This is a genomic window from Helcobacillus sp. ACRRO, from assembly GCF_022347125.1.
GTDB lineage: Bacteria > Actinomycetota > Actinomycetes > Actinomycetales > Dermabacteraceae > Helcobacillus > Helcobacillus massiliensis.
The window spans coordinates 26,019-38,919 of record NZ_JAKRNG010000010.1 but is presented as its reverse complement, the minus strand read 5'-3'; the positions used below and the strand labels follow the sequence as shown (position 1 = coordinate 38,919).

Sequence of the window (12,901 nt, the reverse complement as noted above, 5' to 3'; positions counted from 1 at the left end):
CGATCGTGAGCACTCTTCCGACCCGGCAGAGTCACCGGGAACCCGTCGGCCGCCCCGGCGCCACCGCGAAGCCCCGTGGACGCCGGCGCTCCACCCTGTCCGACAAGCCAGTGTTCCGGCGCGACATCCATGGTCTGCGCGGTCTCGCAGTCCTGCTCGTTGTGCTGTACCACGTCTTCGTGGGCCGGGTCTCCGGCGGTGTGGATGTGTTCCTGTTCGTCTCCGCGTTCTTCCTCACGGGGACGTTCCTGCGCCGGTGGGAGCGCGGTCAGCCGACGGCGCCCCTCGCCTACTGGGCGCGCACGTTCAAACGGCTCCTTCCGCCCGCTGCCGCCGTCATCGCCGTATTCCTCCTGCTGACGTGGCTGGTGGCCGGTCCGCAGACTGTTCTCGCCGAACTGCCGCACGCGATGGCGTCCCTCGCGCAGGTGGAGAACTGGTTCCTCATCGGCCAGAGCGTCGACTACTACGCGGCGAGCCGGGAACGGGCCCCGCTGCTGCAGCACTTCTGGTCCCTGTCGATCCAGGCGCAGGTGTTCATCCTGCTGCCGGCGCTGTTCGCACTGATCTCGCACCTCACTCGTCGTATTCCAGCGCATCGGAGGACCCGCGCGCGCTTCAGCCTGACCACGATCGCGCTGCTGCTCCTGTTCGCAGCGTCCCTTCTGTGGTCTGCACTCTCTACCGCTTCGCAGCAGGAGATCGCCTATTTCGACACGACAGCGAGACTGTGGGAGTTCTGCCTGGGCGCTCTGGTGGCGGTTGCCCTGCATCACCGGGGCGGGCGCGGCCTGGCAGTGTTCGCGCAGCGCCCAGCGCTGAGTGCGGCCGTCTCGTACACCTCAGTGGCGGCACTGGTCGCCATGGGCGCTGTGGTCGATGTGGCGGGCCTGTTCCCCGGCCTGATCGCATTGTGGCCGCTGACAGCGGCCGCGCTGGTGATGACCACGGGTCATAACCGCCTGCTGGCGTCCCGGCCCTTCCAGTTCCTCGGTGACATCTCCTACGGGCTCTACCTCATCCACTGGCCGCTGCTGATCGTGATGCTCGCGTCCCGGGCGCAGACTCGGCTGCCCCTGACCGCAGGGATGCTCGTGGTGGCGGTCTCCCTCATCGCCGCATGGCTGCTGACGCGGTTCGTAGATTCGCCGATCAGACACTGGGAATGGGCGGGGGCCAGACCGATCCGCGGCGCTGCCGTAACGGCGGCCGCTCTGCTCATCGGTTTCGGCGCCACCACGGCGGTGGAACGGGGTGCGGCATCACAGGTGGCCGCGCAGGAGGCGCTGGCGTTCGCGAACAATCCCGGAGCACAGACCCTGAAACCGGGATATGAGCCGCATCCTCAGCGAGACCCGTCGGCCCCTGAACTGCCCGGCCCGGCTGCGCGGCCCGACCGCTGGTTCGAGCTGCCGGACGAATGCACCGACGGGTTCAGAATTGACCTCGACTTCCCCGGGCTCATCTGCCGCACCCGAGTGTCGGACCGGGTCCCCATGGACGACCCGGCGAGCCGCCCCGCCGGCGAGAAGCTGGTGTTGTACGTGGGCAATTCGCGGCTTCAGCAGTCCGCTGCAGCGATCGAACCGCTGGCCGAAGCAGAAGGCTGGAACTCCGCTGAGCTCATCAAGACCGGCTGCGCGTTCGGTAACCGTGTGGACGCCGCCGGCAACTTCGGCCACGAGTGCGCGCCGTTCGCGGATCGCGGCTTGGAGTACATCCTGAAGGTCCGCCCAGATGCCGTGGTCATGGCGACCACGTTCGTCACCCTGGACGGCAAGGAAGTCGTCTCCCCAGGAACGGAGACGATCATCGACCGGCTGGAGGCGGAAGGCATCCGGGTGATCGGTCTGCGCGACACCCCGCGCCTCGGCGCGCACGCCGGAAAGTGCCGCGAATCCGGCGGCAGCGTGGACGACTGCACGGAGCCGCTTCAGGCGGCCCTCCAGGGTGAGCGTGCTGACCGGGCGCTCGCGGACCGGAAGTCCGTGCACCTGGTGGATCTGACGGCGGACTTCTGCCCCCGCGGCACCTGCTCACCTGTGCTGGGCAACGTCACCGTCTTCCAAGACCAACACCACGTGACGAAGGAGATCGCGCGCTCCGCGTCATGGGACGCCGAGCGGCAGCTGAAGGAGTCCGGCTTCCGCTGGTGATGCGGGCCGGACCACGTCAGGTCGTGGAGTGCTGGGCGGCTGTCTCCACGGCGTCGCGCACCGCGTCGGCGGCGGGCGGCAGCGACTGGTCGCCGCTGAGATCGGCGACGCGGCGGGCGTCCTTCGTCAGCTCGTCCACCTGGTAGAGGGCGCTGTCCACGAACCCGTCGAGGATGCTCAGCAGGGTCAGGTCGATGCGGGCGCGGACCGCGGCGGGGGTGTCGTCCCCGTCGGCCAGGATGGCGGGCAGGGCGCGGAACGCATCGGCGCTGGAGGCGGGGGCGTCGGTGCTCAGGAGGGCGCGCAGGGCTGCGCGGTCCTCGTCGCGGAGGGTGCGGACGTCATCGAACACGGGCGTCGACCTCTTTCATGGCGTCGTTCATCTGCGCCACCGTCATCGGCGGCTGGTGGAGGTCGTCCGACGGGGCCTGGCCGTCCGAGGCGCTGAGGCTGAGCTGATCGGAGACGTCCACGCCGAAGATGGTGTGGACGGCGTGGAGGAACTTCTCCCCGTTGCCGGTGCGTGCCAGCTCCTGGGCGCGCGCCATCGGCGAATGGAGCAGCCGGTTGTACACGCGGTTGAGGGAGCGCTCCACCTGCTCGGCGGCGTCATCACCGCGGGCGGCACGGACAGCCTCCACTTCGGCGGTGACCTCCGCGCGGACGCTGGCGCGCATCGCGGACACGGCAGGGTCCATGGCGCGGATGCGCTGGCGCTCCTCGAAGCGGGTGACGCCGTCCTCCACAAGGCCGCGAGCGCGCTCCATCTCGTCGGTCTCGCCGGTCTCCACGGTGATGTCGGCCAGGCCCAGCAGATGCACCCGGTCCACGGCCGCAACGGAGTCGTCCACGTCCGAGTGGAGGGCGAGGTCGAGGATCACCAGTTCGCCCTCGGCACGGACGTTGTCGGCGCTGAGCACGGTGGTGCCGCCGCCGGATGCGGCGACGATGACGGAGGAGCGGGTGATGGCGGCCGGCAGCTCCTCCTCCGTCACGGGAAGAGCGTTGTGCGTGTCGGCGAAGCCGGGGGCGCGGCCGGACGGGGAGAACACGCGCAGGGTGGCGATGCGGCGGCGGTGCAGTTCGGCCGACGCGATGCGGGCCATCGCACCGGTGCCGATGATGAGGGCGTCGCGGTTGCGCAGGGAGTCCACGAGCCCTTCGGCGGCGTCGAGGGCGACGGCGACCGATGAGCGGCCTGCGGCGCCGACCCGGGTGGAGGTGGTGACCTTCTTCGCGGTGCGCATGGCGCCCTGGAACAGGTCGTTGAGCAGGCTGGTGGTGCGTCCCTCCGAGAGCGCCTCGGAGAACGAGGTGCGGACCTGGCCGGTGATCTCGGCTTCGCCGATGACCTGGGAATCGAGGCCGGAGGCGACGGAGAAGAGCTGGCGGGCGCTGGAGCGGCCGGCGTCAGCGACGAGGGATTCGGCGACGGTGGTCTCATCGAGCCCGCTGGTGTGGGAGACGGCGCGCACCACGAGGTCGACTGCGTCGTGGAAGCGGTCGGCGTCGAGGTAGATCTCGAGGCGGTTGCAGGTGGCGATCACCACCCAGCCGATCAGGGGCTGGTCCGGATGCTCCTCGTTGAGCTCGCCGATCACGGCGTCGAGCCGTTCAGCGCCGCGTGCGAGGCGGTCCAGGCCATCGAGCCCGAGCCGATCATGGGTGGCGCGAAGAGCGATGAGCATGGAATCAACCTTAAGGCTGATGTGCTCGGGACGCGAATGTTCGCCGTTCAGCTCACTAGGGCACAATGAGCGGCATCATGACTGACTTCTCTGCGCCCTCTTCAGGGCCTTCTGGCGCGCCCTCCCCGTCCCCCGCTGAGTCGCCGCTGGTCAAGCGTCTGGCCGGCCGGGGCGCCGAGGTCGCGGACGCTCCGCCGAGCGTGTGGTTCATGCGGCAGGCCGGCCGCTCCCTCCCGGAGTACAAGCAGGTGCGCGGCACCACGGGCATGCTGGAGTCCTGTCTGATCCCGGAGATGGCGGCGGAGATCACCCTGCAGCCTGTGCGGCGACACAAGGTCGATGCGGGCATCTTCTTCTCGGACATCATGACCCCGCTGAAGATCGCGGGGCTCGGCGTCCACATCGAGCCGGGCATCGGCCCCGTGTTCGAGGAGCCGATCTCCTCCGAAGCGGACATCCGCGCACTGCCGCCGGTGGATGACGTCATCCGCGCAGCGCTCGACCCGATCCGCGAGGCCGTCCGCATCACCGTCGAGGAGCTCGGCTCCACCCCGCTGATCGGCTTCTGCGGCGCCCCGTTCACGGTGGCGTCGTACATGGTGGAGGGCCGCCCCTCCCGCGACCACCTCACCACCCGCTCCCTCATGACGCGCGAACCCGAACTGTGGGCGCACCTCGCCGAATGGGTGGCGAACCTCTCCGGCGAGTTCCTGCGCGCCCAGGTCGAAGCGGGCGCCTCCGCCGTGCAGCTGTTCGACTCGTGGGCCGGGTCCCTGTCCGAGCGGGTGTACCGCGAGCACGTCCTGCCGCATTCGGAGCGCACCCTCGGCTTCGTCGCGGACCTCGATGTCCCCCGCACCCATTTCGGGGTGGGGACCGGCCACATGCTGCCGGCGATCGCGGACGCCGGCGCCACCTGCGTGGGCGTGGACCACCGGATCGAACTGTCCGAGGCGATCGACCTGCTGCCGGGCCATCTCGCGGTCCAGGGCAACATCGACCCGTCGGTCCTGTTCTCCTCTGAGGAGGTCCGCTTTGCTGAGGCGAAGCGCGTCGTCGAGCAGGGCCGCGCCGCCGCCGGTCACGTGGTGAACCTCGGCCACGGCGTGCCGCCCACCACCGACCCGCAGGTCCTCACCGACCTCGTCGCCCACATCCATTCGCTGTGACCGCCACCGCCACCCGCACTCTCGTCATCGGCGGAGGGTTCGCCGGCCTCCTCGCCGCTCTGCGCGCCGCCCAGGCGGGCGAGCAGGTGACGCTCGTGGAAGCCGATTCCGTCACCGGCGGTGTGATCCGCTCCGCCGTCGTGGACGGTCTCGACCTCAATGCCGGTCCGGAGGCGTACGCGTCCCGCGGCGGCCGGGTCCAGGCCCTCGTGGAGGAGCTCGGCCTCGCCGACCGTGTGGTGGAACCCGCCGGGTCCAGCAGCTTCATCGTCCTGGACGACCATGCGTTCGCGTCGCCGTCGCGCGCGGTGATGGGGCTGCCGGCACAGCCGCTGTCGGCGGAGTCGCGTCGCGCACTCGGCCTCGTCGGCTCCCTGCGCGCCGCGGCGGAGCGCCTCCTGCCGGCGTCGTACGGCTGGCGGGACGGCATCAGCATTGGGGAGCTCACCCGCCGCCGCTTCGGCCGACGGGTGCTGGACCGCCTGGTGGCGCCGCTGATCACCGGGGTGCACTCCGCGGATCCGATGGCGCTGGAACTCGAGACTGTGCTGCCGAGTCTGCGCCGCCGCGCCGACCAGGCCGGCAGTGTGCAGCAGGCGGTGGCGGGCATGCTCGCCGAGCGGGACGCCGCGCAGCGGGGCCGCGCAGCCTCCGCCCGGCCGACGGCTGCCGCCGGCAGGTCAGGCGCGCCCGTGCGGGCGGGCGCCGCGGTCCGCGCGGTCACCCCGACGATGGCGGCGATCCCCGAGGCGATGGCCGAGCGCATCCGTGAGCTCGGCGGCACCGTCCTCACCTCCACTCGCGCCGTCTCCATCGACGCGGACGGCACGGCGTGGACCGTCACCCTGGAGCCCGCCGGCTCTGACATCCCAGCGGGCGGCCCCGACACCGGCGCCGCAGCGGAGGCGACCGCGAGCGCACCGACGGCGATCACCGCGGACCGCCTCGTCATCGCGACCGATCCGGACACCACCCGCGACCTCCTGCGCGGCCTCGACACCGACCCCGCCCAGGCGAGCCTCGCCGATCTCGTGCCCGCCTCCCGGCCCGTGCCGGTGCGGCTGTGCACCCTCGTGCTGCAGGCGCCCGCTCTCAGCCGCCATCCGCGCGGCAACGGGGCGCTCGTGGCCCCGTCGGCCACCACCATCACGGCGAAGGCGATGACGCACGCGAGCGCGAAATGGGACCATGTCCGCACCGCGGCCCGCACGGACGAGCACCCGCACCGGCACGTGATCCGCCTCAGCTACGGCCGCGGCGACGAGCCCCTCCCCGACCGCGACCGATTCCCCGACCTGGCGCTGCGGGACGCCGCCCGCATCCTCGGCGTGGAGGGCGCCGGCCTCAGCCTCGTGGACTGGGCCCTCACCGACATCACCCGCACCCAGCGCAGGGCCGCCGCCGGGCACTCCGACGCGGTCGCGGCGCTCCGGTCGGCGCTGCCGGCCACCATCGAACTGTCCGGCGCCTGGATCGACGGCACCGGACTGGAAGCCATCACTCGAGAAAGGGACACCCGCTCATGAGCGAGATCATCCGCTTCACCACCTACACCGTCTACAAGAAGATCGGCGGCCTCAACGACGAAGGCACCGTCAGCGCCGACCAGGTCGAACAGGACCTGCGGAAGACCACCGAGGCGTTCTCGCCGCTCGGTGTGGAGGTCCTCGGCTTCTACGACGCCACCGCGTTCCGCGCGGAGGACGACCTCATCCTGTGGGTCTCCGCGGAGAAGCCGGAGGCGATCCAGGAGGCGCTGCGCCTGTTCGAGCAGTCGATCGCCGGCACCTACCTGGAGAAGGTGTGGCAGGCCTCCGGTGTGCACCGCGAGCACGAGTTCACCCGCACGCACCGCCCCGCGTTCATGGAGGACGACAAGCCGCGCAAGCAGTGGATCACCATCTACCCGTTCGTCCGCTCCTACGAGTGGTACCTGCTGGAGGAGGAGGAGCGCCGCGAGCAGATGGCCGAGCACGGCCGGTTCGGCCGCGACTACCCGAACGTGTGGGGCAACACCACCGCCGCGTTCGCCCTCGGCGACTATGAGTGGCTCCTCTCCTTCGAGGCCGATGAGCTGCACGAACTGGTCGACATGATGCGGCACCTGCGCTACACGAAGGCGCGCCTGCACGTGCGCGAAGAGCTGCCGTTCCACGTGGGCCGCCGCCTCGGCGAGCTCAGCGACGTCGCGGAGATCCTCCTGTGAGCGCCCCCATCGACTCGATCCTCTTCGCCTCCTTCGGCGGGCCGGAGACCCTCGATGACGTGATGCCGTTCCTGCGCAACGTCACCCGCGGTCGCGGCATCCCCGACGAGCGCCTCGAAGAGGTCAGCCACCACTACCGCGCCCTCGGCGGCAAGTCCCCCATCAACGACCAGAACAAGGACCTGATCGCGCGCCTGGAGAAGGCCCTCGCGGCACGCGGCATCGACCTGCCGGTCTACTGGGGCAACCGCAACTGGGAGCCGTACGTCAACGACACGGTCAAGCAGATGCACGCCGACGGGCACCGCCACGCCCTCGGTCTCGTCACCAGCGCCTACTCCTCCTACTCGTCCTGCCGCCAGTACCGGGAGGACTTCGGCCTCGCCCTGCAGGCGAACGACCTCAAGGGCGAGTTCGAGATCTCCAAGGCCCGCGTCTACTTCAACCATCCCGGGTTCCTCGACCCGGTCGTGGACTCGGTGCGCGGCGCCATCGCCGATCTCGAAGCCGACGGCCACGAGCGCTCCGCGATCGACGTGCTGTTCTCCACGCACTCCATCCCGAACACGATGGCGGACACCTCCGGTCCCCGCGACACGTGGGAAGAGGGCTCCGGCGGTTGGTACGTGCAGCAGCATCAGGCCGCCATCGACTACGTCATCGAGAAGGCCGGCGCATCGGATGTGCCGCACCAGCTGGTCTACCAGTCGCGGTCGGGCCCCGCCCACATTCCGTGGCTGGAGCCGGACATCAACGACGTCATCGAAGGCCTGGAGGGCCGCACCGCGGTCATCGTGGTGCCGATCGGGTTCGTCACCGACCACGTGGAGGTCGTGTGGGACCTCGACACGGAGGCGAAGGAGACCGCTGAGGAGAAGGGCCTGGCGTTCATCCGCGTCCCCACCTCCGGCAGCAGCGACCGCTTCGTCGAGGCCCTCGTGGACCTCGTGGACGAGCGGGTCAACGGTGCTGAGCCGACGATCGCTGTGGGCCGCGACATCCAGTGCGGCGACGTCTGCGGCGCCGGCTGCTGCCCGAACGCCCGCGCGATCCAGCCCACCACCTCCGGTGTGGACTCCGAGGAGGACTGGGAGAAGGCCGGGGAGCCGAGCGAGCTCGCCCTGATGATCCGCGCGAAGCGGGAGGGAGCCGGCCGATGACGGATGCGCCCGTGCGCGTGGGCACTCGCGCCTCGAAGCTGGCGCTGTCGCAGTCCGCCTGGGCTGCCCGCCACCTCGGGGTCGAGTTCGAGCTCGTCCACGTCTCCACCCACGGCGACCGCGACCAGACCTCCCCGCTCACGCAGATCGGCGGCACCGGCGTGTTCGTCTCCGCTGTCCGCGAAGCGCTGCTGTCCGGCGAGGTCGACGTGGTGGTGCACTCCCTCAAGGACCTCCCCACCGCCGAGCCCGACGGGATCCGCCTCGCCGCGGTCCCGCCGCGCGAGTCGCCCAGTGATGCCCTGATCGCCCGCGACGGCCTCACCCTCGAGACCCTCCCGGCGGGGGCGAGCGTCGGCACGGGTTCGCCGCGCCGTGCCGCCCAGCTGCGCCTCCAGCGCCCCGACCTGGATGTGCAGCCGATCCGCGGCAACATCGACACCCGCATCGCGAACGTCACCGAGGGCCGCTTGGATGCGGTGGTGCTCGCCGCCGCCGGACTCAACCGGCTCGGCCTGACGGACCGCATCACCGACGAGTTCGACCCGACGGTGTTCCTGCCCGCCCCCGCGCAGGGCGCCCTCGCGGTGGAGGTCCGGGAGGACGATCACCGGTTCGATGACGCCCTCGCCGCCCTCGACTGCCCCGCGACCCGCGCGGCCGTGACGGCGGAGCGTCAGCTGCTGAACTCCCTGGAGGCGGGATGCAGCGCCCCCGTCGCCGCGTTCGCGGTGGTGGACGGCGCCCAGCTGCGCATGCAGGCCGGCACGTACGGCAGCACCGCGCACATGCTGGAGGAGGCGGCCGGCCCGATGGAGGACCCGCGCCAGCTGGGCCGCCGCATGGCGGAGACGATGCTGGGCCGCGGCGCCCGCGACCTCCTGTCCGAAGGGATCTGAGCCCCATCACCGCCGCTTCTGCATCCGCTGCACCGTCCGGCCGGGTCCTCGTGGCCCGGCCGAACGGCCGCGCTGATGCCCTGCTGCGGGCCCTCGCGGATCGCGGCCTGGAAGGGGTGCACCATCCCGTCACCGCGTTCGAGCACAGCGACCTGACGGACCTGCGCCGTGCCCTCGATGCCGGCGCCTACGATGCGCTCGCCCTGACCTCGCGCACCACCGTGGAGGCGCTCTGCACCGGCGGCTGGCCCACGCGGTCCGGCCGGCAGGGATTCACGGTGGCAGCCGTCGGCCCCGGCACTGCCGACGCCGCCCGCGCAGCCGGCCTGCGGGTCGACCTCGTCGCCTCCGGCAGCGGGGAGGCCCTCGTCCGGGAGCTGCCCGCCCCCGCTCCGGGCGCGCGGCTCGCCCTGCCCGCGTCCTCCGCCGCCGACCCCGCCCACGCCGAGGGCCTGCGCGCCGCCGGCTGGGCGGTGGACCGCATCGTCGCCTACCGGCCCGTCCCGCGTCCCCTCCCGGACTCGGTGATCGCCGACCTGGCCGACGGGGCCGTCGGCGCCGTGGTCCTCACCTCCCCGATGATCGCCCGCGCAGTCCTGCAGCACCCGCTCGCCGACGACGTTCGTGTGATCGTGATCGGGGAGCCGACTCGGGCCGCCGCGGAATCCGTCGGCCACCCCCCGGACGCGATCGCCGCCGACCCGACCGACACCGCCCTCGCCGACGCCACCGTCCGCGCCATTACCGACCCGCCCCACTGAGAGGAGCACCAATGATCCACCGACCGAGGCGCCTGCGCGCCACCGCCGCCCACCGCCGGCTGGTGCGCGAGCACTCCCTGCGCACCGCCGACCTCATCCTGCCGATGTTCGTGCGCGAAGGCCTGGAGGAACCTCAGCCGATCTCGTCGCTGCCCGGCGTGGTGCAGCACAACCTCACCTCCCTGCGCGGGGCCGCCCGCGAGGCCGCCGAGCTCGGCCTCGGCGGCATCATGCTGTTCGGCGTCCCCGAGCAGAAGGACGCAACCGGCTCCGGCGGTGTGGACCCCGACGGGATCCTCAACCGCGCACTGCGCGAAGTCCGCACCGAAGTCGGCGACGACATCCTCGTGATGAGCGACCTGTGCCTGGACGAATTCACCGACCACGGCCACTGCGGCGTGCTCGGCACCGACGGGACCGTCGACAACGACGCCACCCTCGAGGTGTACGCCGAGATGGCGCGCCAACAGGCCGACGCCGGCGCCCACATCGTGGCGCCGTCGGGCATGATGGACGGCCAGGTCCGCGTCATCCGCGACGCCCTCGACGAGCACGGCCGCACCGACGTGGGCATCTACGCCTACACCGCCAAGTACTCCTCCGCGTTCTACGGCCCGTTCCGCGAAGCCGTCAACTCCTCCCTCACCGGCGACCGCCGCACCTACCAGCAGGACTCCGCGAACAGCGCCGAAGCGCTGCGCGAACTCGAGCTGGACGTGGCCGAGGGCGCCGACCTGGTGATGGTGAAGCCGGGCCTGCCCTACCTCGATGTGCTCAGCCAGGTGGCGGAGGCCTCCCCCGTCCCGGTGGGCGTGTACCAGGTGTCCGGGGAGTACGCGATGATCGAAGCGGCCTCCGCCAACGGCTGGCTGGACCGCGACCGCACCGTGCTGGAGTCCCTGCTGGCGTTCAAGCGCGCCGGCGCCTCCAGCGTCCTGACCTACTATGCGGCGCATGCGGCACGCCTGCTGCGTGAGCGCCCCGACGAATTCGGAGAGTACCTGTGAGCTTTGAGATGACCACCAGCAGCACCCTGTTCGAGCGCGCGAAGGCGTCCATCCCCGGCGGCGTCAACTCCCCCGTGCGCGCCTTCGGCTCCGTCGGCGGCACCCCGCCGTACCTCGTGCGCGGCAAGGGCGCCCTGCTGTGGGACGCCGACGGCAACGAATACGTCGACATGGTCGGCTCCTGGGGCCCCATGATCCTCGGCCACGCCGACGACCAGGTGGTGCAGGCCGTCCAGGAGGCCGCCGCGAAGTCCCTCTCATTCGGCGCCCCGCACGAGGGCGAGATCGAACTGGCGGAGACCGTGATCGAACGGATCGCGCCGGTGGAGCAGATCCGCATGGTCAACTCCGGCACCGAAGCGACGATGAGCGCGCTGCGCCTGGCCCGCGGCTTCACCGGCCGCGACATGATCATCAAGTTCGCCGGCTGCTACCACGGCCACGTGGACTCCCTGCTCGCGGAGGCGGGCTCGGGTGTCGCCACGTTCGCGCTGCCCGGCTCCGCCGGCGTCACCGACGCCACCGCCCACGACACCCTGGTCCTGCCGTACGGAGACCAGGAGGCCCTTGAGGCGGCGTTCGAGGAGCACGGTGAACGGATCGCCGCGATCATCACCGAAGCCGCGCCCTGCAACATGGGCGTCATCAACCCGGGGAACTTCAACGAGTTCCTGCGCCGCACCGCCGACCAGCACGGCTCCCTGCTCATCATCGACGAAGTCCTCACCGGCTTCCGCGCCTCCCGCGAAGGCTTCTACGGGGTGGACGGTGTGTCCGCTGACCTCGTCACCTTCGGCAAGGTCATCGGCGGCGGCATGCCCGTGGGCGCGTTCGGCGGCCGCGCCGACATCATGCAGCGCCTCTCCCCTCTCGGCCCGGTCTACCAGGCGGGAACCCTGTCGGGGAACCCGCTCGCCACCGCGGCGGGTCTGGCGACGCTGCGCCAGCTGGAGGAGCCGGTGTACGAGCAGATCACGACCGCCGGTGACGCGCTGAAGCGCGAACTGACCTCGGCGCTGAGCGCGGAGGGAGTTCCGCACACCGTGAACACCGCCGGCACCCTGTTCTCCGTGTTCTTCACCGACGGTCCCGTCGGCGACTACGAGGCGGCGAAGGCGCAGAACACGGAGGCGTTCGCGGCGTTCTTCCACACCATGCTGGACCAGGGCGTGTACATGCCTCCGTCGGCGTTCGAGACGTACTTCGTGTCCCGTGCCCACGACGACGCGATCATCGACCGGGTCGTCTCGGCGCTTCCTGCGGCGGCTCGCGCAGCCGCACAGGTAGGCTGAACGCATGATCCCACCGCAGCTGACCACACTGGGGCCGTACGCGATCCGGCTCCTGATCATCGGAGTCGTCTTCGGCGTCATCTCGGCCGTCATCCTGACGGGGCACACGACCGTTGCCGCTGTGCTGTCACTGCTGTGGTGGGTGCTGTCGTTCCTCGCGGCGGGCGCCGTCGGCCCCCTGGCCGCGAAGCGCCACCGCTCGGGCCCCGGCTACCCCGCGGAGCCCGAGCAGTGGCTCATCGCCTTCTCCCGCGCGTTCACCATCACCCTGGCGGTGCTGGTGCTCGTCGGCTGGTTGGGGCTGTCGCTGCCGGACCTGTTCGGCGGCGAGCAGGCCGCCGGTGCGGACGGCTCCTCCGTCCGACGGGTGCTGATGACCGCGATCCTCGCGGCGATCGCCGTGATCGGCGGCTGGCTGCTCTCCACGCGCCACACCCTCTGGCTGCTGTACGGATCCTCCCGCGGCGCGGAGGCGTCGACGCCCGCGGTCAGCGACGTTGAGCACCCGAGCAGCGAGGGCGGCTCGCACGCGGTTCACTGAAACCGGCGCTCGGCTGCGTGAG

Annotated in this window: 12 protein-coding genes; 10 read left to right on the top strand and 2 right to left on the bottom strand. The window is 71.2% G+C overall.

Features of this window, described 5'->3' with window-relative positions:
* Positions 1-5 precede the first annotated feature (5 nt).
* A complete protein-coding gene (locus tag MHY20_RS05305) occupies positions 6-2,156 on the top strand; it encodes an acyltransferase family protein (RefSeq protein WP_239375445.1) in 2,151 nt (716 codons plus the stop codon).
* Positions 2,157-2,172: 16 nt separating this feature from the next.
* On the opposite strand, the gene MHY20_RS05300 is transcribed toward MHY20_RS05305, so the two are convergent.
* Entirely contained in the window at positions 2,173-2,508 is a 336-nt protein-coding gene (locus MHY20_RS05300; RefSeq protein WP_239375443.1) for a hypothetical protein, read from the bottom strand.
* Positions 2,498-3,844, bottom strand: a complete 1,347-nt coding sequence (locus tag MHY20_RS05295; RefSeq protein WP_239375441.1) for a glutamyl-tRNA reductase — start codon at positions 3,842-3,844, stop codon at positions 2,498-2,500. The genes MHY20_RS05300 and MHY20_RS05295 overlap by 11 nt, the downstream gene beginning before the upstream one ends.
* Before the next feature lie 77 nt (positions 3,845-3,921).
* On the opposite strand from MHY20_RS05295, the gene hemE reads away from it, so the two are divergent.
* The 9 genes from hemE to MHY20_RS05250 are packed head-to-tail and all read left to right on the top strand — an operon-like array spanning position 3,922 to position 12,879.
* Complete coding sequence (gene hemE / locus MHY20_RS05290) at positions 3,922-5,013, top strand: uroporphyrinogen decarboxylase (RefSeq protein WP_239375439.1); 1,092 nt, start codon at positions 3,922-3,924, stop codon at positions 5,011-5,013.
* A complete protein-coding gene (locus MHY20_RS05285; RefSeq protein ID WP_239375437.1) occupies positions 5,010-6,539 on the top strand; it encodes an FAD-dependent oxidoreductase in 1,530 nt (509 codons plus the stop codon). The genes hemE and MHY20_RS05285 overlap by 4 nt, the downstream gene beginning before the upstream one ends.
* Positions 6,536-7,219 carry a hydrogen peroxide-dependent heme synthase gene (hemQ, locus tag MHY20_RS05280; protein ID WP_239375435.1) on the top strand — a complete coding sequence of 228 codons (684 nt, stop codon included), beginning with the start codon at positions 6,536-6,538 and terminating at the stop codon, positions 7,217-7,219. The genes MHY20_RS05285 and hemQ overlap by 4 nt, the downstream gene beginning before the upstream one ends.
* Entirely contained in the window at positions 7,216-8,379 is a 1,164-nt protein-coding gene (locus tag MHY20_RS05275) for a ferrochelatase (RefSeq protein WP_239375433.1), read from the top strand. The genes hemQ and MHY20_RS05275 overlap by 4 nt, the downstream gene beginning before the upstream one ends.
* Positions 8,376-9,278, top strand: a complete 903-nt coding sequence (hemC, locus tag MHY20_RS05270; protein ID WP_239375431.1) for a hydroxymethylbilane synthase — start codon at positions 8,376-8,378, stop codon at positions 9,276-9,278. Before MHY20_RS05275 ends, hemC begins: the two co-directional genes overlap by 4 nt.
* Before the next feature lie 50 nt (positions 9,279-9,328).
* Positions 9,329-10,039, top strand: coding sequence for a uroporphyrinogen-III synthase (locus tag MHY20_RS05265; RefSeq protein ID WP_239375429.1), 711 nt, complete (start codon positions 9,329-9,331; stop codon positions 10,037-10,039).
* A gap of 11 nt (positions 10,040-10,050) precedes the next feature.
* Complete coding sequence (hemB, locus tag MHY20_RS05260; RefSeq protein ID WP_239375427.1) at positions 10,051-11,046, top strand: porphobilinogen synthase; 996 nt, start codon at positions 10,051-10,053, stop codon at positions 11,044-11,046.
* Between the two features lie 8 nt (positions 11,047-11,054).
* Positions 11,055-12,338 carry a glutamate-1-semialdehyde 2,1-aminomutase gene (gene hemL / locus MHY20_RS05255; protein WP_239375485.1) on the top strand — a complete coding sequence of 428 codons (1,284 nt, stop codon included), beginning with the start codon at positions 11,055-11,057 and terminating at the stop codon, positions 12,336-12,338.
* A gap of 4 nt (positions 12,339-12,342) precedes the next feature.
* Positions 12,343-12,879, top strand: coding sequence for a hypothetical protein (locus tag MHY20_RS05250; RefSeq protein WP_183376084.1), 537 nt, complete (start codon positions 12,343-12,345; stop codon positions 12,877-12,879).
* Positions 12,880-12,901 lie beyond the last annotated feature (22 nt).

Coding starts and splice junctions, on each gene's coding strand:
- MHY20_RS05250 (WP_183376084.1), top strand. CDS start 12,343: ATGATCCCACCGCAGCTGACCACACTGGGGCCGTACGCGATCCGGCTC.
- hemQ (WP_239375435.1), top strand. CDS start 6,536: ATGAGCGAGATCATCCGCTTCACCACCTACACCGTCTACAAGAAGATC.
- hemB (WP_239375427.1), top strand. CDS start 10,051: ATGATCCACCGACCGAGGCGCCTGCGCGCCACCGCCGCCCACCGCCGG.
- MHY20_RS05295 (WP_239375441.1), bottom strand. CDS start 3,844: ATGCTCATCGCTCTTCGCGCCACCCATGATCGGCTCGGGCTCGATGGC.
- hemL (WP_239375485.1), top strand. CDS start 11,055: ATGACCACCAGCAGCACCCTGTTCGAGCGCGCGAAGGCGTCCATCCCC.
- hemE (WP_239375439.1), top strand. CDS start 3,922: ATGACTGACTTCTCTGCGCCCTCTTCAGGGCCTTCTGGCGCGCCCTCC.
- hemC (WP_239375431.1), top strand. CDS start 8,376: ATGACGGATGCGCCCGTGCGCGTGGGCACTCGCGCCTCGAAGCTGGCG.